Genomic DNA, 16,435 nt, shown 5'->3' with positions numbered 1-16,435 from the left:
GCCTGCCGCGGGAGAGCGGGAGGGGCGCGATGCTCACCGAGAGCGAGGCCGCCGTCGCCCGTGCCGTGCTGACCCACGGCCCCCTCTCGCGCCGCGCCCTCGCCGCGCGCCTGCACCTGTCGCCGCCGAGCCTCACCCGCTTGACCCGCCCCCTGGTGGACGCCGGCATCCTGATCGAACTCGACGACGAGGTGGACGGCTCGGTCGGTCGCCCCTCGCGACCCCTCGACATCTCGCCCACCGCGGGCACGTTCGTCGGCGTCAAGCTCACCGGCGACCACCTCTACCTCGTCGCCACCGACATCCGCGCCGAGGTGCGCGAGCGCGCCGACCGCCGCCTGACGGGCTCGACACCCGAGCACGTGATCGACGAGACCGCTGCCGCGGTCGGTGCCCTCGGACTGAGCGATGTCCGCGGGGTCGGCGTGAGCCTGGGCGGCGCGGTGCGCGACGGGGTCGCCGTCGACGCTCCCTTCCTCGGCTGGCGCGACGTCGCCTTCGCCGACGCGCTCGCGGCGCGCCTCGACGTGCCGGTCGCGCTCGAGAACGACGTGGTCGCCCTCGCCGAGGCCGAGCGCTGGTTCGGGGTAGGCCGCGCCCTGCCGGGCTTCGCGATCGTGACCGTCGGCGCGGGCGTGGGCTTCGGCCTCGTCATCGACGGGCGCACCGTGCGCACGCCCGATGCCGGGGTCGGCACCGTCGGCCACCTCCCGCTCGTCGCGGACGGACCCCCCTGCCCCGAGGGGCACCGTGGCTGCGCCGCCGCCCTGCTGACGACCACCGCGATCAGTTCGCAGGTGTCCCAGGCACTCCGCCGTTCCGTCTCGTATGACGACGCCCTCTCGCTCGCCCGCGCCGACGACCCCGCCGCACGCACCGTCATGGATGCCGCGGGCGACGCCCTCGGAACCCTCTGCGCCCTCGCCGCCAACCTGTCACTGCAGTCCGACATCGTGCTCGCCGGAGAGGGCGTCGAGGCGTTCGATCTGGTGCGCGACCGGGTCGAGGCGTCCCTCGCGCGCGGCCGCGAGCGCTCGGCATCCGCCGTCTCGATCCACCCCGACCGCTCGGGTTTCTCCGCCTGGGCACGGGGAGCCGCGGCGGTGGCGATCCAGGCCGCCATGGGCCGCATCTCGCTCACCGACTGACCCGCGCACGCCGACGGCCCCGCCCCTCGAGGGGACGGGGCCGTCGATCGGGGGTCAGAGAGCCGGCGCCACGATCGCACTCGCGCCGGCGGGCACGGTCAGCGTCGTCCCGTCGAGCACGACGCCCTCGGCGGTGGCCAGCAGCACACGAACATCGGATGCCGCGGAGGCCGAGGCCTCGGCATCCGACAGGTTCACGACGACGAGGAGGGCGCCGCGACGCAGTTCATACACGCGCCCGCCCTCGGCCTCGCGAGCGGTAGCCGACAGGCCCTCGCGCGAGGGGTCGGTGAGCTCGGGACGCTCGCGACGGATCTTCGCGAGCTCGCGGTACAGACCGAGCAGCTGGGCGTGGTCGCCCTCGCCCAGCTCGTCCCAGTCGAGCTTCGAGTTCTCGAACGTCGAGGGGTCCTGCGGGTCGGGCACCGTCGACTCGTCCCAGCCCATCTTCTCGAACTCGGCGATGCGCCCCTCGGCGGTGGCCTTGCCGAGCTCGGGCTCGGGGTGCGAGGTGAAGAACTGCCACGGGGTGGTGGCGCCCCACTCCTCGCCCATGAACAGCATCGGCGTGCCGGGAGCCGTCAGCGTGAGCACGGCGGCCGCGGCGAGACGGTCGTAGTCGAGCGTCTGCGAGAGGCGGTCGCCGGCGGCGCGGTTGCCGATCTGGTCGTGGTCCTGCGCGAAGGTCACCAGGCGCCAGTTCGGCACGTCGGCGGGAATGGGCTTGCCGTGCTTCTCCTCGCGGAAGGTCGAGTAGGTGCCGTCGTGGAAGAAGCCGCCCTCGCTCACCTTGCGGAACGCGTCGAGGTCGGCGAAGTCCTCGTAGTACCCGATCGTCTCCCCAGTCAGGGCGACGTGGGCGGTGTGGTGCCAGTCATCCGACCACTGCGCGGTGAGTCCGTAGCCGCCGGCCTCACGCGGGAGGATCAACTTCGGGTCGTTCATGTCGCTCTCGGCGATGGTCGTGAGCGGCACGCCGCGGTGCGCCGACAGGGCGTCGGTGCGCTCGGCGATCTCCTGCAGCACGTGCGGATCGCGGTGGTCGAGCAGCGCGTGCACGGCATCGAGGCGCAGACCGTCGACGTGGTAATCGCTCATCCACATCAGCGCGTTCTCGACGATGTAGGCGCGCACCGCATCTTCGTCGAGGTTGACCGAGTCGCCCCAGGTGTTGCGGCTGCCCTCGCGGAGGTACTCGCCGAAGAGGGGCAGGTAGTTGCCCGAGGGTCCGAGGTGGTTGTAGACGACGTCCTGGATCACGGCGAGCCCCGCGGCGTGGGCGGCGTCGACGAAGCGCTGGTAGGCCTCGGGCCCGCCGTAGGCCTCGTGCACGGTGTACCAGAGCACCCCGTCGTAGCCCCAGTTCCACGTGCCGTTGAAGCCGTTCACCGGCAGCAGCTCCACGTGGGTGACGCCGAGGTCGACGAGGTGGTCGAGGCGGCCGATCGCGGCATCCAGGGTCCCTTCGGGGGTGAAGGTGCCGAGGTGCAGCTCGTAGATCAACCCGCCCGCGAGCTGCTTGCCCGTCCAGGCGGCGTCGTTCCACGCGTAGACCGAGGGGTCGAACCACGCCGATGCCTCGTGCACGCCGCCGGGCTGGCGCCGCGAGCGCGGGTCGGGACGAAGGTCGTCTCCGTCGCCGAGCACGAAGCCGTAGCGCTCCCCGTCGGCGAGATCGACCGGCGCGGTCCACCACCCGCCGGCATCCGCCGACATCTCCACGTCTTCGACGACGGTGTCGCCGCTGTCGTCGAGTCGGCGCAGTCGCACGCGGTCGGCCTTGGGTGCCCAGACGTCGATGCTCATGGGGGTTCTTCCTTCGCGTGAGGAGTCAGAAATTGTCGCTGAGACGAGCGCGAGGCGACAAGAAATGACCCCTCACGCGCGGGGACGGGTCAGGAGATCAGCAAAGCGACCGGGTAGGTCGCGAGAAGGTCGGCGAGGCGGGTCGGACCGCCCTGGTACTGCTTGCCCGTGAGCACGTCGATGACCAGCGTGTCGGGCAGCAGCAGCACCGTGTCGCGCCAGCCGCCCGCGGTGCGCAGGCCGTGGGGCAGGCGCGTCGCGACCGCGAACACCCCGCCGCGGTCGAACGCGACGACGTGATCGGATGCCACGCCGGCAGCTTCGAGCGGACGGTAGACGTCGAGCGGCACGTCGTTCCGCACCCGGAGCGCGCGAGAGGTCACAAGTAGCTTCGCGGCCCCGGTCCCGTCGATGGGCGGGCGCACGGCATCCGTCCCGTCGATCGAGGCGAGCAGACGTCGACGCTCGGCGAAGTCGACCGGGCGACGGTTGTCGGGGTCGACCAGCGACTGCTCCCACAGCTCCGAGCCCTGGTAGACGTCGGGGACGCCCGGGCCGAGGATCTGCAGCAGCTTGGCCGAGAGACCGTTCGACCAGCCGTCGGCCGAGATCTCGTCGACGAACGCGCGCACGCGCTCGGCGGCGGGACCGGTGGCCGCATCGACCAGCGCGTGCATGCGCTCTTCGAAGGCCTCGTCCTGCTCCCACCAGCCGGTGACCTCGCTCGCCTCGCGCGCGGCCTTCTCGGCGTAGGCGTGCAGGCGTTCGCGGTAGTCCGTGAGACCTTCGGGGGTGGATGCCGATGCCGGCCACGCCCCGACGATGGCCTGCCACAGCAGGGCGTCGAAGGGACCGTGCCCTGTCGAGGCGATGCCGCGGAACTCCTCGAGGTGCGCGGCCCACTTCTCGGGGATCTCGGCGAGCACGGCGATGCGCGCACGCGTGTCCTCGCCGCGCTTGGTGTCGTGCGTCGAGAGGGTCGTCATCGCTGTCGGCCACGACGCGTGGCGCAGCGCCTGCGCGATGTGGAAGCCGTGCACGTCGAGCGCGAACTGACCCGGATCGCCGCCCACCTCGGTGAGCGACCCGAGGCGCGTGTAGCGGTAGAACGCCGTGTCTTCGACGCCCTTCGCCATCACGGGCCCGGTCGTCTGCTGGAATCGCCACGCGATCTCGAGGTCGGTGTCGGAGAGCGCCGGCACGAGCTTCTCGATCACGTCGTCGAGCTCGGGGCGGCGGATCTCCGCCTCGCCCGCGGCGGCGTCGAGGTGCGCGCGACCCGCGGGGAGGTAGGACCGGTAGACGGGGAAGCACGCGAGGATCTCGGCGAGGGCGTCCTGCAGCACCTCGGCCTCGAACTCCTCACGCAGCTCGGCGGGGAGGCCGCGCACGATGCGGCGGATCTCCGACACCTGGATGGAGTCGGCTATCTTGCGCTTGGTGTCGTGGATGAGGTCGTGCCAGCCGGTCAGGGCGGGCAGGTCGCTCTCGGTGCGCAGTCGCGCATCCAGGGCGTCGAGCGGCACCTCGCCCGCGGGATCGGTGAGCACGCGGTCGATCTCGGCGAGCGCGTCGTACCCGGTCGTGCCGGCGGTCTTCCACCACGAGGGCAGGGCTTCGCCGTGCTCGAGGATCTTCTCGCCGAGCACGTAGCCGACCTCGTCGTCACTCGCGTCCCTCAGGGCGGCCGAGAGGCGGTCGAGGTACCCGCCGGGGTCGACGAGCCCGTCGGGGTGATCCACGCGCAGGCCGTCGGCCAGACCCTCGCGCACCCAGCGCAGGATCTCGACGTGGGTCGCCTCGAACACCTCGGGCCGCTCGACGCGCACGCCCGCGAGCGTCGTCACGGCGAAGAAGCGGCGGTAGTTGAGGTCGGCCGCTTCGTCCTGCCAGAAGCGCAGCTCGAAGTTCTGCGCATCGAGCAGAGCCCGGATGCCGAGGTCCGACGACCCCGTTCCCGGGGCGACCGGAAACTCGTGGTCGTAGTAGCGGATCAGCCCGTCGGGGGCGTCGTCGGCCGGTGTCGGGTCGTACGAGATCTCATCGATCACCGCGTCGAGGTGATCGCCGAGCACGGGGACGCGCACCTTGCCGCCGCCGAACTCCCAGTCGATGTCGAACGCGTCGGCGTGCGCCGAGTCGCGCCCCTGGCGCAGGACGTCCCACCACCACGCGTTCGCGCGCGGCTCGGAGACGCCCATGTGGTTGGGCACGATGTCGATCAGGATGCCCAGATCCTTCGCGCGCGCCGCCTCGACGAAGCGCGAGAGACCCTCGGCACCGCCGCGGGCGGGGTCGACGCGCGTGACGTCGACGACGTCGTAGCCGTGGTCGGAGCCCGGGGTGGCCACGAGGATCGGCGAGAGGTACGCCCACGAGACCCCGAGGTCACGGAGGTAGTCCGTGACCTCGGCGGCGTCGTCGAGGGTGAACGATTCGCGGATCTGCAGGCGGTAGGTCGAAAGCGGATGTCGCATCTCGGTCACAGCTCCGGCTTGGGCGCCTGGCCGGGCAGGTCGTCGGTGCCGATGATCTGGATCTGCGCCGTGAGCGAGGCCGCGACCGAGTGGTCGACCTCGGGCTCGGGCAGGTGGTGCTCGCGCAGGACGATCAGCGACTTCGGCTCGAGCGGCAACGTCTCGCCGGGGTTGAGCGGCTCGGTGTTCGCGCGCTCGCCCGCGGTGTCGACGTAGGCGTCCCACTTGGGGGCGTACTCGAAGTCGGGCAGCCGGAAGTCGACCGTGTCGTCGCCCGCGTTGAACAGCACGAGGAAGTGGTCGTCGCTGATGGACTCGCCGCGGCGGTCGCGCTCGCGGATGCCCTGGCCGTTGAGGAAGATCCCCACCGCCAGACCGAAGCCGTTGTCCCAGTCCTCGGGCTGCATGAGCGAACCGTCGGGACGCAACCACACCACGTCGGGGATGGGCGCACCCTCCTCCATCTTCACGGGGCGACCGTCGAAGAACCGGCTGCGGCGGAAGGTGGGGTGCTGCTTGCGCAGTCGCGCGAGGGCGGCGGTGAACTCGATCAGCGGGGTGTCGATGTTCGACCAGTCCACCCAGGTGATCTCGTTGTCCTGCGCGTAGCCGTTGTTGTTGCCGCCCTGCGTGCGACCGAGCTCGTCGCCGTGCAGCAGCATCGGCACACCCTGGCTCAGTAGCAGCGTCGCGATGAAGTTGCGCTGCTGCTGCGCACGGCGCTTGAGCACCTCGGGGTCGTCGGTGGGACCTTCGACGCCCATGTTGCTCGAGCGGTTGTGCGATTCGCCGTCGTTGTTGTCTTCGCCGTTGGCCTCGTTGTGCTTCTCGTTGTACGACACGAGGTCGCGCAGCGTGAAGCCGTCGTGGGCGGTGACGAAGTTGATGGATGCCACGGGGAAGCGACCGGAGTGCTCGTACAGGTCGGCGGAGCCGGTGAGGCGCGAGGCGAACTCGCCCAGGGCCTGCGGCTCGCCACGCCAGAAGTCACGGACGGTGTCGCGGTACTTGCCGTTCCACTCGGTCCACTGGGGCGGGAAGTTGCCGACCTGGTAGCCGCCGGGGCCCACGTCCCACGGCTCGGCGATGAGCTTGACCTGCGAGACGATCGGGTCCTGCTGCACGAGCTCGAAGAAGGCCGCGAGGCGGTCGACCTCATAGAACTCACGCGCGAGGGTCGAGGCGAGGTCGAAGCGGAAGCCGTCGACGTGCATCTCGAGCACCCAGTAGCGCAACGAGTCCATGATCAGCTGCAGCGTGTGGGGGTTGCCCACGTTCATGCTGTTACCGGTGCCGGTGTAGTCGGTGTAGTACCGCTTGTCGTCGTCTTCGAGGCGGTAATACGCCTCGTTGTCGATGCCGCGCATCGACAGGGTCGGGCCCATGTGGTTGCCCTCGGCGGTGTGGTTGTAGACCACGTCGAGAATGACCTCGATGCCGGCGGCGTGCAGAGCCTTGACCATGGCCTTGAACTCCTGCACCTGCTGACCGTGGTCGCCGGTCGAGGAGTAGGTGTTCTGCGGGGCGAGGAACGCGATGGTGTTGTAGCCCCAGTAGTTCGACAGCCCCTTCTCTTCGAGGGTGGAGTCGTTGACGAACTGGTGCACCGGCATGAGCTCGATCGCGGTGATGCCGAGCTTCTTGAGGTGCTCGATGACGGCGGGGTGGGCGATGCCGGCGTAGGTGCCGCGCAGCTCCTCGGGCACGTCGGGGTGCAGCTGGGTGAGGCCGCGCACGTGGGCCTCGTAGATGAACGACTCGGCGTAGGGGATCTTCGGCTGACGGTCGCCCGACCAGTCGAAGAACGGGTTGATGACGACGCCCTTCATCATGTGGGCGGCGGAGTCCTCGTCGTTGAACGAGTCGGGGTCGCCGAACTCGTAGCTGAAGACCGCCTGCCCCCAGTCGACCTGGCCCTCGACGGCCTTCGCGTACGGGTCGAGGAGCAGCTTCGCGGGGTTGAAGCGCTTGCCGTTCGCGGGGTCGTACTCCCCGTGCACGCGGTAGCCGTAGCGCTGCCCCGGCTGGATGTTGGGGAGGTAGGCGTGCCAGACGAACGCGTCGACGTCGATCAGCTCGAAGCACGTCTCCGTTCCGTCTTCCTCGAAGAGGCAGAGCTCTACCTTCTCCGCTCCTTCACTGAACAGGGCGAAGTTCGTCCCGTTACCGTCGTAAGTGGCCCCGAGGGGATAACTGGATCCTGGCCATACCTGCTGCACGTCGCTCACGATAGACCAGCGTCGTTTCCGCGAACCTCCGTGGTCACGGCAGTTGACACCCACCCCACCCCCGACTATGCGCGCGGGTCTCTATGCGCGTTCGGGCGGATGCCGCAGCAGCTCGATGCGTTCCGCGAGATACCGGTCGAGGGGCATGAACCCTCCGGCGGCGCTCCACCGCACGAGGAGCTCGCCTCCGCGGATCGCCACGGGGGTGGACGACTCCCCCACCGCGTCCGGATCGATGGTGCGCCACTCGATGTGGATCGTCTCGCCCTCGGGGACTCCGCCCCGTGCGGCCGCGGCGGCGAGTTCGGCGCGACGGCGTTGCGATTCGGCCGCGAATCCGCGACGCACTTCCGCACGCGAGCGCACGATGTCGCCGGTCGCCAGCACAGCGTCGTCGGTCAGCAGCAGGACACCGAGATGCCAGGCCGTGCCGCGCGGCGCGATACGGGCCGAACGAGGGATGCCGAGCAGCCGGCGCCCCTCCTGCAGCTCGCCGAGACGTTCTCGCGGCGCCCCGGACAGACGCGCGCGCGCCTCGTCGAGCACCGCGGAGAGGGGTGAGTCGCTCATCGATCCGTTCCTTCGTCACGAGCGGCTTCGGCGCGCTCGACGGCTTCCGACGCCGCACGCACGGACTCGCGAGCCCGAGTCTGCTCATCCTGGCGCTGCATCAGCACCTCGTCGGCCGCGTCCGCCTCTTTCTCGGCGCGCGCGAGATCGGCTCGCAGGCCGTCCACGCGCTCTCGAGCGCGGGCGGCCCGTTCCGCCGCCGTATCCACACGCCGCCCGGCGGCGGTGCTCTCGCGCTCGGCGTCGGCTCTGGCCCGCTCCGCCTCACGGACGGCTCGTTCCGCGGCCTTCCGCGCGCGACGCGCGGCGAGGTCGTCGCGCGGGGCGGCAGCCTGCGGGATGGCCGCGGGAACGGAGCCGGCCACCGCCTCCGCGAGCGTTCCGTCGCCCATCTCGGCGAGGTCGATCGCCGAGGTCAAGCGCCCCGTCAGCACGGCCGCCGCGACCGTTTCGTCGACCACCGCGGCGTTCACGGTCTTCTCGACGGCGTCCGACATCGCCGCGCTCAGGGGGGTCCCGGCCTCGGCGGCGAGCTCACCCGCGCGGCGGGCGAGGGCGGCGACCAACTGTCGACGCTGCCGCCCCAGTCGCCCGAGCTCCGCGGCATCCAGGTCGTCCTGCGCTTCGTGCAGAGCGCGGGACAGCTCCACGGCCTCGCCGAGCTGACCGTCGCGTACGAGCAGGTTGACCGCCCACGCGGCGACCGTGGGCTTGCGCAGCTTGGCGATCCTCCGCCCCAGCGCCCCGCCCTCGGCGGCGCGGTCATTGCGGGCGGCGGTGAACCTCGCGGGCGGAAGAGCGAGAAGTTCGGCGGCGACCTCGTCCAGGCGGGCGTCGTCGTCGCTCATCGATCCATTGTGTCGCCCTCGTCAGAGCGAGACCACCCCGGGGTGCGCGCCGCGGATCTCGCGGTGCAAGCGCTCCATCCTCGTGTCGAGCTCGGCCGCGGTATCGGCGGCGTTCTTCAGCTCGGCGAGGAGGTCGTCGGGAACCAGCCGATCGTACTTGTAATAGATCTTGTGCTCGAGACTCGCCCAGAAGTCCATGGCGATCGTCCGGAACTGCACCTCGACGGGCACGTCCACGCGGCCGGTCGACAGGAAGACGGGCACCTCCACGATCACGTGCAGACTCTTGTACCCGTTGGGCTTCGGGTGCGCGATGTAGTCCTTGACGTCGCGCACGGTGATGTCGTCCTGCCGCGTGAGCAGCTTCGAGAGCCGATAGGCGTCATCGATGAAGCTGCAGGTCACGCGGATGCCGGCGATGTCGGTGATCGACGCGCGAATGGAGTCGAAGTCGGTTTCGATGCCCTTGCGCCGCACCTTGTCGACCAGACTGTCCGGCGACTTCACACGACTCGAGACGTGCTCGATGGGGTTGTACGCGTGCATTTCCTGGAACTCTTCGCGCAGGATGGAAATCTTCGTCTCGACCTCGGCGAGCCCGAAGCGGTACTCCATCAGGAACCGCTGGAACTCGTCGCGCATCGCCCGCAGGGCCGCGCTCGAGACGGTGATCTGCTGTTCGTCCAGCGGGTCCGACATGGGGTCGACGCTAGCGAACACGACTACGAGGTCGCTGGGAGCGTCAGGTCCGGCGGGGTTCGATGCCGCCGGCACGCGGCAGCAACTCGCCGTCGACGACGTCGATGCCGATCAAGCCGTGGAACACCTCGGGCAGATCGTCCGGGTCGTTCCCCGATTCGGGGTTCCGAGGCATAGGGGGATTGGTCACGGCGCCCTCCTTCCGTGCAACACCCCCTACTGTGCCAGGAGCCGCCGCCACGCCCGGCGGTCTTGACACCTGGCCTCCCGCCGCGTACCTGTGACGCCCCCTGGCGTATCGTGGGCCGCATGGGGACCATTCACTACGGCGGCAGCGGCACGACGGTGCACATCGAAGACCGCGCCCTGGCTCACCTCAAAGTCGTCATCTCGACGAAGCTGCGCCGCGGCGAGAGCTTCACGCTGTCGTGGCGGCACCGCGACGACGAGGAACGCGGCCGCAGCACGCTCTGGCTGCACCCCGCCATCCCGCTGCGCTTCGTCTTCGACGACAGCGAGCCGACGACGCTGAGCCGCGAGTGGATCGAGCGGCTGGCCGATTCGGCGAACTCCTCGGGCGGCATCATGCTCGTGCCCGAGGACATCACCCCGGCGGAGCAGACGGAGAAGAGCTAGCGCTCAGCCCTCTTCGACGAGGGCGTCTTCGCTGGGCTCGGGCGTGATCGCCAGGCCGTTGGGGCCCGAGGCCGCGAGCATGAGGTCTTCGACCCAGACGCGGTTGATGCGGGGCTGGCGGCTGCCGTAGAAGTGGAACTGGATCGGCACCGAGGGGTGCATCCAGAAGCTGCGACGACCGCTGCCGTCGCCGACCTCGACGTCGAACATGAACGACTCGGAGCGCCGAAGCTTGTTCATCACGACGATGCGCAAGTGCGCAAGCGTGCGGTCATCGATGTCGACCGCATTGGCAACGGTGTCGTAGATGAATCTGCCCATGCGACCGAGCCTATCCGAGGAACGCACCTTCAGCCGCTTTCCGGGATGCCACGTCGCGTCGCGCGAATCAACCCCGCCGGGGAGGCTCTCGGGGCCCGACTAACGTACTCGTGTGGGAACGCTCTACTACGGCGACGTCGCGACGCCGATCGACATCGAGGATCGCGCTCTGGCTCACGTCAAGGTCGTCATCGCGACCAAGCTCCGCCGCGGCGAGAGCTTCACCTTGTCGTGGACGCACGGGCCCGACCAGGAGGTGGGACGCAGCACCGTGTGGCTGCACCCCTCGATTCCGCTGCGGTTCGTCTTCGACGAGCCCGAACCCGCGCTGCTCAGTCGCGCGTGGATCGAAGCGCTGGCCACCTCCGCGAACTCGTCGGGCGGTCTGCTGTTGGTCGACGAGCCGGAACCCCGCGGCTCCTGAATCAGTCCCGCGGGAGGCCCAGGATCTCGCGAGCCCCCTCTTCGACGGCGATGGGCACGACCAGGGGGCGCCCCGCCGAGAAGGCCTCCCATTCGCGCAGCACGACGGCTTCGATCCGCGACGGATCCTCGAGCGGATAGTCGGTCCTCAGCCGGGCGATGACGGCACGGAAAGAGGCGACCTCTATTCCGTCCACCTGATGGACGAGGTCGGCACCGGTCGCGGGGGAAACCGCGTCGCTTGCGCTCTCGTCCATGGACCCCATGCTCTCACGCCCGACCTGCGCGCTCGGCCGTCACGACGGAGGGCGCGGGCGCGCTCGGCGCGTGCTCAGTGCGCGGCTTCGGCGTCGACCGGGTGCGGGTCGACCTGGTCGACGGCATCCTGGAGCCGACCGAGGCAGGCGATCACCGCAGCGCTCTCTTCGGGGGTCATATCGACGACCGCCGCCATCATGCGCGTGTGCATCGACCCCAGAGTCGCGCGCACCTCTTCGTCGCTCACGGCCGTGGCCACGATGTAGATGCTCCGACGATCGGTCGGGTGCGGCACGCGGGTGACGTGACCGGTCTTCTCGAGGCGGTCCACGATCGCGGTCGTGGATGCCGTGGACACCCCGAGGTAACGGGTGAGCTCGCTCGGCGAGACCTGACGCTGCTGCCCCGCCGCTTTGATGAGGTAGCGAAGCACGAGCAGCTCGTTCTCGCCCATGGACATCGACTCGCGCGTGCGACGCCGCATGGCGACCTCGGCGGCGCGGTACACGCGGAAGGCTTGGAGGACTTCGACCGCTCGACGGCGGCGATCCTCTTCGCTCGCGCCGTACCAGTAGCGCGACTCGGACCCTGTTTCCACCAGGGCATCCTATGTCAGGCTCCGCGTCCAGCCCCCTGCCGGTGCACGGGAAGGACAGGTAGCATCTAACTAGAACGGCTATCTACTTGATCGGCGTGAAAGACAGTAGCTCACCGAGGAACGCGAGGAGGAGAGATGAAAGACGCGGCTTCCGCCGACGACGTCGTCAAGGCTCTCAACGACCTCACCGATTCCGGTGTCGCCTCCGAGCGCGCCGCGCTGCACTCCCTGGGCATCGGCCCGAACGACGCGAAGGTGCTGCGCTTCCTCCTCCAGCGCTCCGCCGACGACGAGCCGGTCACCCCTCGCATCCTCGCCTCGATGCTGAGCATCTCGTCGGCGGCCACGACGGCGCTGATCGACCGACTCGCCGACGCGGGGTGGGTGGAACGAGAGCCATACCCGGGTGATCGGCGCTCGATCGTCGTCCGCGAGACGATTCCCGCCGACTCCCCCGCCCGCCGCGTGCTGTCGGTGCGCAGCGCGTCGGCCGCCGCGGCCGCCGGGCGACTCGGCCCCGCCGAACGGCGGATCGTCGCCGACTTCCTCGACGACATCGCTCGCGGTGAGAAGCAGGACATCGACGACATATCGGCAGACGAAGAGGCGCCCCGCGCGTCCTGACGAGCAGGAGCCGGGACGCCTCGAGGGTCACTCGGTGGAGCGACCGGTCTCGTTCTGCAGGCGATCGATCTGCTCCGACGCCTCCGCCTTCGTCAGGTCGGCGGGGATCTCCTCGCCGGCTTCACGGGCGAGGGTGTCGAGGTAGCTGCGCTGCGGGGCGGTCATGGGCTCGTCGCCGGTCACCCAGTCGGACGGGTCCTTCTCGGCGGGGTTGTCGCCCTCGCGGACGGCACCCAGGGTCTCTTCTTCGCGGGAGGTATCGCTCATGCAGGAAGGCTAGGCGGGGCCGACGACACTGGGGCCGGGATTGACAGGACGCTCAGCCGGGTAGGGCATTCTGGTCGGATGCCCGAGGACTCGCGACCCGCCGACGTCGACGTCGACACGCTCCGCCGGGGGCCCTCACAGACCCGGGTGACGCGTGTCTCGACGGGCTCGGGGACCGGGCGCCCGTTCGTCCTCATCGCCGGTATCGGCGTCGCGTCGACCTACTTCGAGTTCCTCGCACCGCTGCTCGCCGAGAAGGGCGAGGTCTACGCCCTCGATCTCCCGGGTTTCGGCGGGGTCCCGGCATCCGGGGAATCCCCCACCGCCGCGTACTTCGCCGACCAGGTCGAGGGAGTGCTCGACCACTACGGTCTCGAGAATCCGGTACTCATCGGACACTCGATGGGGACGCAGGTGGTCACCGAGGTGCTGGCGCGGCGTCCCGACCTCTCGCACGCGGTGCTGGTGAGCCCCGTCGTCGACGAAGCGGAGTCCACCGCGATCATCCAGGGCGTGCGATTCGTCCAGTCGACGGTGCGGGAGTCGCTGCACATCGCCCTCCTGGCGGTCTCGGCATACCTCCTGTGCGGTTTCCTCTACTTCTTCGAAGCCCTGCCCCATATGTTGCGCTACCGCATCTCCGACCGCATCGGTGAGGGCCGGGCGACTCTGCTGCTCATCCGCGGCGAGTTCGATCGCCCCTCACCGCGCCGCCTGCACTCCCGCCTCGTCGCCCGCGCGCATCGCGCACGCCGGTGGGAGATCGAGGGAGCCGCGCACTGCGTCGTGAACAGCCACGCCGTGGGGGTGGCGCGTCTCGCCCTCCGGCACGCCGACGACGAGCTCCCCCCGAAAGGACGGATGTCGGCGGCCGAGGCCGCCGTGCCGCCCGCCGCGCACTCCGACCTGCGAATGGTGCTCGGCGCCATGTTGAGTCGTCTGGCGGAATGGATCAGCGCGGCCCGCCACGACGAGGACGGCGTCGAGCGGGCGAAAGCGCGTCATGCCCGCGTGCTGTGGGACGCCTACCGTCCGGGCCGCTGAGACGGCGCTAACCCGGGGAGTCCCCCGGGGCAACCCCCGCGACGACGGCGAGGCCGACGCGGAGCATGGAAGGGTGTCGACTCGCCCGCGCACCACCCGCTCATGACCGTTCCCTCCTCCCTCGACCCGCGCCGATGGTGGTCCGACGCTGTCACCGCCGATCGCCTGCTGCTCGCCGCCAAGACGGCCGCTGCCGCCGCTCTGGCGTGGTACCTCGCCCCTCTCGTGCCCTTCGCGCAGAGCGAGTACTCGTACTACGCCCCGCTCGGGGTGCTCGTGAGCATGTATCCGACGGTCGCGCGTTCCGCGTCGAGCGGCGCGCAGGCCGTGATCGGTCTCGCGCTCGGCATCGGGTTGGGACTGGGCAGCCTCGCCGTCGTGGGCACGGGTCTGCCCCGTATCGTCGCCGTCGCCCTCGTCATCTTGATCGGAGTACTGCTCGCGGGCGTGCGGGCCCTGGGCGTCGGGCGGGACTGGGTGGCGATCGCCGGTCTCTTCGTCCTGCTGCTCGGCGGCGCCGATCCCGACGGATACTCGGTGTCGTATCTGGTGACGATGGCTTTCGGTGTCGTGGTCGGCGTCGTGGTCAACCTCGTCGTGGTCCCGCCGCTGCGCGTCAAGAAGGCCGACGACCGGCTGAGCCGGCTGCGGGACGCGCTCGGCGAGGTCCTCCGTGCCATGTCGTCGTCGCTCGCGGGACGCTCCTTCGACCCCGAGGCCGCGGACCGGGCCGCCGCCGACCTCGAGGGGACCCTCGTCGAGGTGCGGGAGGAGGTCGATCTCGCCGACGAGAGTCGCCGATACAACCCGCGCGGGCGACGGTTGAAGACGCCGCGCGACCTGGGTCGGCGACGACTCGACGCCTTGACGGGCACGGCCGACGCGACCCGCGAGCTCGCAGCCGCTCTGGCGCGGCTCACCGCGGGCCCCGACGTCGACACCCGCCTGCCCGGCGACGCGCGACGCCTCCTCGCCGATGCGATCGAGACGGTGTCCCGCCTGGTCACCACGCCGCCCGAGCCGCAGGCGACCGCCGGCGAGCTGCGCGCGGCGGAGACCGCCCTGACCCGCTACACCGAGAGCCTGCGCTCCCTCGACGCGCAGGACGAACCGCTCGACGCGTGGGAGGCCGCCGTGAGTCTGCGCCGCGTCATCGCGGCGTGCGGACCGTTCTCGGATCCGGATGCCGACACCGCGGCGCGGTGACGTCCATCTCCGTCCGGATCAGCCCACGCGTCCGGTCACCGCATCCAGCGCGCGGTCGAGGGCGACGGCTGTCGCACGGCGCGCAGCCGCGGGGACCGCGGCGAGGAACCCGCCGACGAAGGTGTCCCCCAGACCGATCGTGGTGGGCTGCGCGGTGTCGACGACGTAGGCCGCAATCCCGACCGCTCCGCTGCGCTGCCGCGCGGCTTCGACGACCGCCGCACCGCCCGCATGACGGGGCGACCGGGCGGTGACCTCGAGATCGGCGGCGGTACAGGAGTCGCCGAGCCGGTAGCGCGTCGCCGCGGTGCGCACGGCGCTCTCGAGTCCCGCCGCGTGCCGGGCCGCCGAGGGGCCGACCGCGATCGCCCAGAAGGTCGTGTGCACGACTAGCGTCCGCGCCGGAATGAGCGCGTGCACCTCGACGAGGGCGGCGACGACATCGTCGGGCGAGAGCAGGTCGACGGGTCGCCCCAGGTACTCCTGCAGCTCGTCCTCGTTCATGCCGTACACGTCGATGCGCTCGAGGAGCCGCGCGCGCACCCGGGCGGCGAGCTCGCGGTGGTAGAAGCCCGCGTCCTCGTAATAGACGAGAGCATCGGCGGGCAGGCGTCTCATCGCCGAGACGAGATCGTCGAGCCGGGCCTCGAGCAGGTCGGCGTCCTGCATCGTGTTGAACCCCGAGACGAGGAACGCCGCAGCCCCCTCGAGGGCGTCGCCCAGATCGGGGGCGATGGCCATCTCGCGGTTGGGGGCGTCGTTGGCGAAGATCAGGCGGTTCGACGCCTGCGCCGTCACCGCCCCGTCGACGAGGCGCACCGTGGTGCCCGCGGGATACTGCACGATGAGGTGCGGATCGAGGGTGTCTCGCGTGGCCGACGAGACGATGCTCATCGAGGCCGGAAGCAGGCGCCGCACGGTGTCGTCGATGCTCACGAGGTGCTGCACGGTGGGCACGCCGATGCGATCGAGGGCGATGCCCGCCCGCACCCCGGTCCCGCCGAGGGTGATGGTCTTGTCGAAGTGCGCCGCGAAGGTCTCGACGATCTCCGATGACAGCACGAAGCGCTCGCCTCCCCCGCCCGTGGCGAGGAAGGCGAGCACCGTGACGACGAGCGCGCGCTCGTCGATGATCGGCGTCGTGGTGGTCAACTCGTCGAGACGGATGCCGTGCTGCGCAGCCAGGGCCGTGAGCACCTCGGCATCCCACCGGATCTCGTAGTCGACGGTGCCGCCGAGTCCGAGGACGAGGTCTTCCGCCATGTCGTCGATCACCGTCCGA

Annotated in this window: 18 protein-coding genes; 6 read left to right on the top strand and 12 right to left on the bottom strand. The window is 70.3% G+C overall.

Features of this window, described 5'->3' with window-relative positions; all coding sequences use genetic code 11:
* Positions 1 to 29 precede the first annotated feature (29 nt).
* Complete coding sequence (locus ASE56_RS05695; RefSeq protein ID WP_056226124.1) at positions 30 to 1,148, top strand: ROK family transcriptional regulator; 1,119 nt, start codon at positions 30 to 32, stop codon at positions 1,146 to 1,148.
* A 54-nt stretch (positions 1,149 to 1,202) separates the two neighbouring features.
* On the opposite strand, the gene treZ is transcribed toward ASE56_RS05695, so the two are convergent.
* The 7 genes from treZ to ASE56_RS16865 form a co-directional block, all read right to left on the bottom strand.
* On the bottom strand, positions 1,203 to 2,954 hold the full coding sequence (gene treZ / locus ASE56_RS05690; RefSeq protein ID WP_056226121.1) for a malto-oligosyltrehalose trehalohydrolase: 1,752 nt from the start codon (positions 2,952 to 2,954) through the stop codon (positions 1,203 to 1,205).
* 89 nt (positions 2,955 to 3,043) lie between these two features.
* Positions 3,044 to 5,431 carry a malto-oligosyltrehalose synthase gene (gene treY, locus ASE56_RS05685; RefSeq protein WP_056228251.1) on the bottom strand — a complete coding sequence of 796 codons (2,388 nt, stop codon included), beginning with the start codon at positions 5,429 to 5,431 and terminating at the stop codon, positions 3,044 to 3,046.
* 5 nt (positions 5,432 to 5,436) lie between these two features.
* The gene (glgX, locus tag ASE56_RS05680; protein ID WP_056228248.1) at positions 5,437 to 7,650 is read right to left on the bottom strand and encodes a glycogen debranching protein GlgX; all 2,214 of its coding nucleotides are present in this window, start codon (positions 7,648 to 7,650) and stop codon (positions 5,437 to 5,439) included.
* A 90-nt stretch (positions 7,651 to 7,740) separates the two neighbouring features.
* Positions 7,741 to 8,229 carry a hypothetical protein gene (locus tag ASE56_RS05675; RefSeq protein WP_056226118.1) on the bottom strand — a complete coding sequence of 163 codons (489 nt, stop codon included), beginning with the start codon at positions 8,227 to 8,229 and terminating at the stop codon, positions 7,741 to 7,743.
* The gene (locus ASE56_RS05670) at positions 8,226 to 9,077 is read right to left on the bottom strand and encodes a hypothetical protein (RefSeq protein ID WP_056226115.1); all 852 of its coding nucleotides are present in this window, start codon (positions 9,075 to 9,077) and stop codon (positions 8,226 to 8,228) included. The genes ASE56_RS05675 and ASE56_RS05670 overlap by 4 nt, the downstream gene beginning before the upstream one ends.
* Positions 9,078 to 9,098: 21 nt before the next feature.
* Complete coding sequence (locus ASE56_RS05665) at positions 9,099 to 9,776, bottom strand: GTP pyrophosphokinase family protein (RefSeq protein ID WP_056226111.1); 678 nt, start codon at positions 9,774 to 9,776, stop codon at positions 9,099 to 9,101.
* Between the two features lie 43 nt (positions 9,777 to 9,819).
* A complete protein-coding gene (locus ASE56_RS16865) occupies positions 9,820 to 9,966 on the bottom strand; it encodes a hypothetical protein (protein WP_156371620.1) in 147 nt (48 codons plus the stop codon).
* Between the two features lie 119 nt (positions 9,967 to 10,085).
* On the opposite strand from ASE56_RS16865, the gene ASE56_RS05660 reads away from it, so the two are divergent.
* Positions 10,086 to 10,412 (top strand): hypothetical protein, encoded by a 327-nt coding sequence (locus ASE56_RS05660; protein WP_056226107.1) that lies wholly within the window; start codon positions 10,086 to 10,088, stop codon positions 10,410 to 10,412.
* A gap of 3 nt (positions 10,413 to 10,415) precedes the next feature.
* On the opposite strand, the gene ASE56_RS05655 is transcribed toward ASE56_RS05660, so the two are convergent.
* Positions 10,416 to 10,733, bottom strand: a complete 318-nt coding sequence (locus ASE56_RS05655; protein ID WP_056226105.1) for a hypothetical protein — start codon at positions 10,731 to 10,733, stop codon at positions 10,416 to 10,418.
* Between the two features lie 112 nt (positions 10,734 to 10,845).
* On the opposite strand from ASE56_RS05655, the gene ASE56_RS05650 reads away from it, so the two are divergent.
* Positions 10,846 to 11,157: a hypothetical protein gene (locus tag ASE56_RS05650; protein WP_056226102.1), complete on the top strand. Its 312-nt coding sequence runs from the start codon at positions 10,846 to 10,848 to the stop codon at positions 11,155 to 11,157.
* 1 nt (position 11,158) lies between these two features.
* Here ASE56_RS05650 and ASE56_RS05645 read toward each other — a convergent pair whose 3' ends face one another.
* Both ASE56_RS05645 and ASE56_RS05640 read right to left on the bottom strand, forming a co-directional pair.
* Positions 11,159 to 11,413 (bottom strand): three-helix bundle dimerization domain-containing protein, encoded by a 255-nt coding sequence (locus ASE56_RS05645; RefSeq protein WP_056226099.1) that lies wholly within the window; start codon positions 11,411 to 11,413, stop codon positions 11,159 to 11,161.
* A gap of 74 nt (positions 11,414 to 11,487) precedes the next feature.
* Positions 11,488 to 12,012, bottom strand: a complete 525-nt coding sequence (locus ASE56_RS05640; RefSeq protein ID WP_056226095.1) for a MarR family winged helix-turn-helix transcriptional regulator — start codon at positions 12,010 to 12,012, stop codon at positions 11,488 to 11,490.
* Between the two features lie 135 nt (positions 12,013 to 12,147).
* On the opposite strand from ASE56_RS05640, the gene ASE56_RS05635 reads away from it, so the two are divergent.
* On the top strand, positions 12,148 to 12,636 hold the full coding sequence (locus ASE56_RS05635) for a MarR family winged helix-turn-helix transcriptional regulator (RefSeq protein WP_056226093.1): 489 nt from the start codon (positions 12,148 to 12,150) through the stop codon (positions 12,634 to 12,636).
* Positions 12,637 to 12,663: 27 nt separating this feature from the next.
* Here the strand turns inward: ASE56_RS05635 and ASE56_RS05630 are convergent, their stop codons facing one another.
* Positions 12,664 to 12,903, bottom strand: a complete 240-nt coding sequence (locus ASE56_RS05630) for a DUF3072 domain-containing protein (RefSeq protein ID WP_056226090.1) — start codon at positions 12,901 to 12,903, stop codon at positions 12,664 to 12,666.
* Positions 12,904 to 12,981: 78 nt separating this feature from the next.
* On the opposite strand from ASE56_RS05630, the gene ASE56_RS05625 reads away from it, so the two are divergent.
* Positions 12,982 to 13,947 (top strand): alpha/beta fold hydrolase, encoded by a 966-nt coding sequence (locus tag ASE56_RS05625; protein ID WP_056226087.1) that lies wholly within the window; start codon positions 12,982 to 12,984, stop codon positions 13,945 to 13,947.
* A gap of 102 nt (positions 13,948 to 14,049) precedes the next feature.
* Positions 14,050 to 15,153, top strand: a complete 1,104-nt coding sequence (locus ASE56_RS05620) for an FUSC family protein (RefSeq protein WP_056226085.1) — start codon at positions 14,050 to 14,052, stop codon at positions 15,151 to 15,153.
* 18 nt (positions 15,154 to 15,171) lie between these two features.
* On the opposite strand, the gene ASE56_RS05615 is transcribed toward ASE56_RS05620, so the two are convergent.
* Positions 15,172 to 16,428 carry an ADP-dependent glucokinase/phosphofructokinase gene (locus ASE56_RS05615; protein WP_235556934.1) on the bottom strand — a complete coding sequence of 419 codons (1,257 nt, stop codon included), beginning with the start codon at positions 16,426 to 16,428 and terminating at the stop codon, positions 15,172 to 15,174.
* Positions 16,429 to 16,435: the final 7 nt, after the last annotated feature.

The organism is Microbacterium sp. Leaf203 (genome assembly GCF_001421275.1).
GTDB lineage: Bacteria > Actinomycetota > Actinomycetes > Actinomycetales > Microbacteriaceae > Microbacterium > Microbacterium testaceum_A.
The sequence above is the reverse complement of the archived record's forward strand: the minus strand, read 5'-3'. Positions and strand labels throughout refer to the sequence as shown.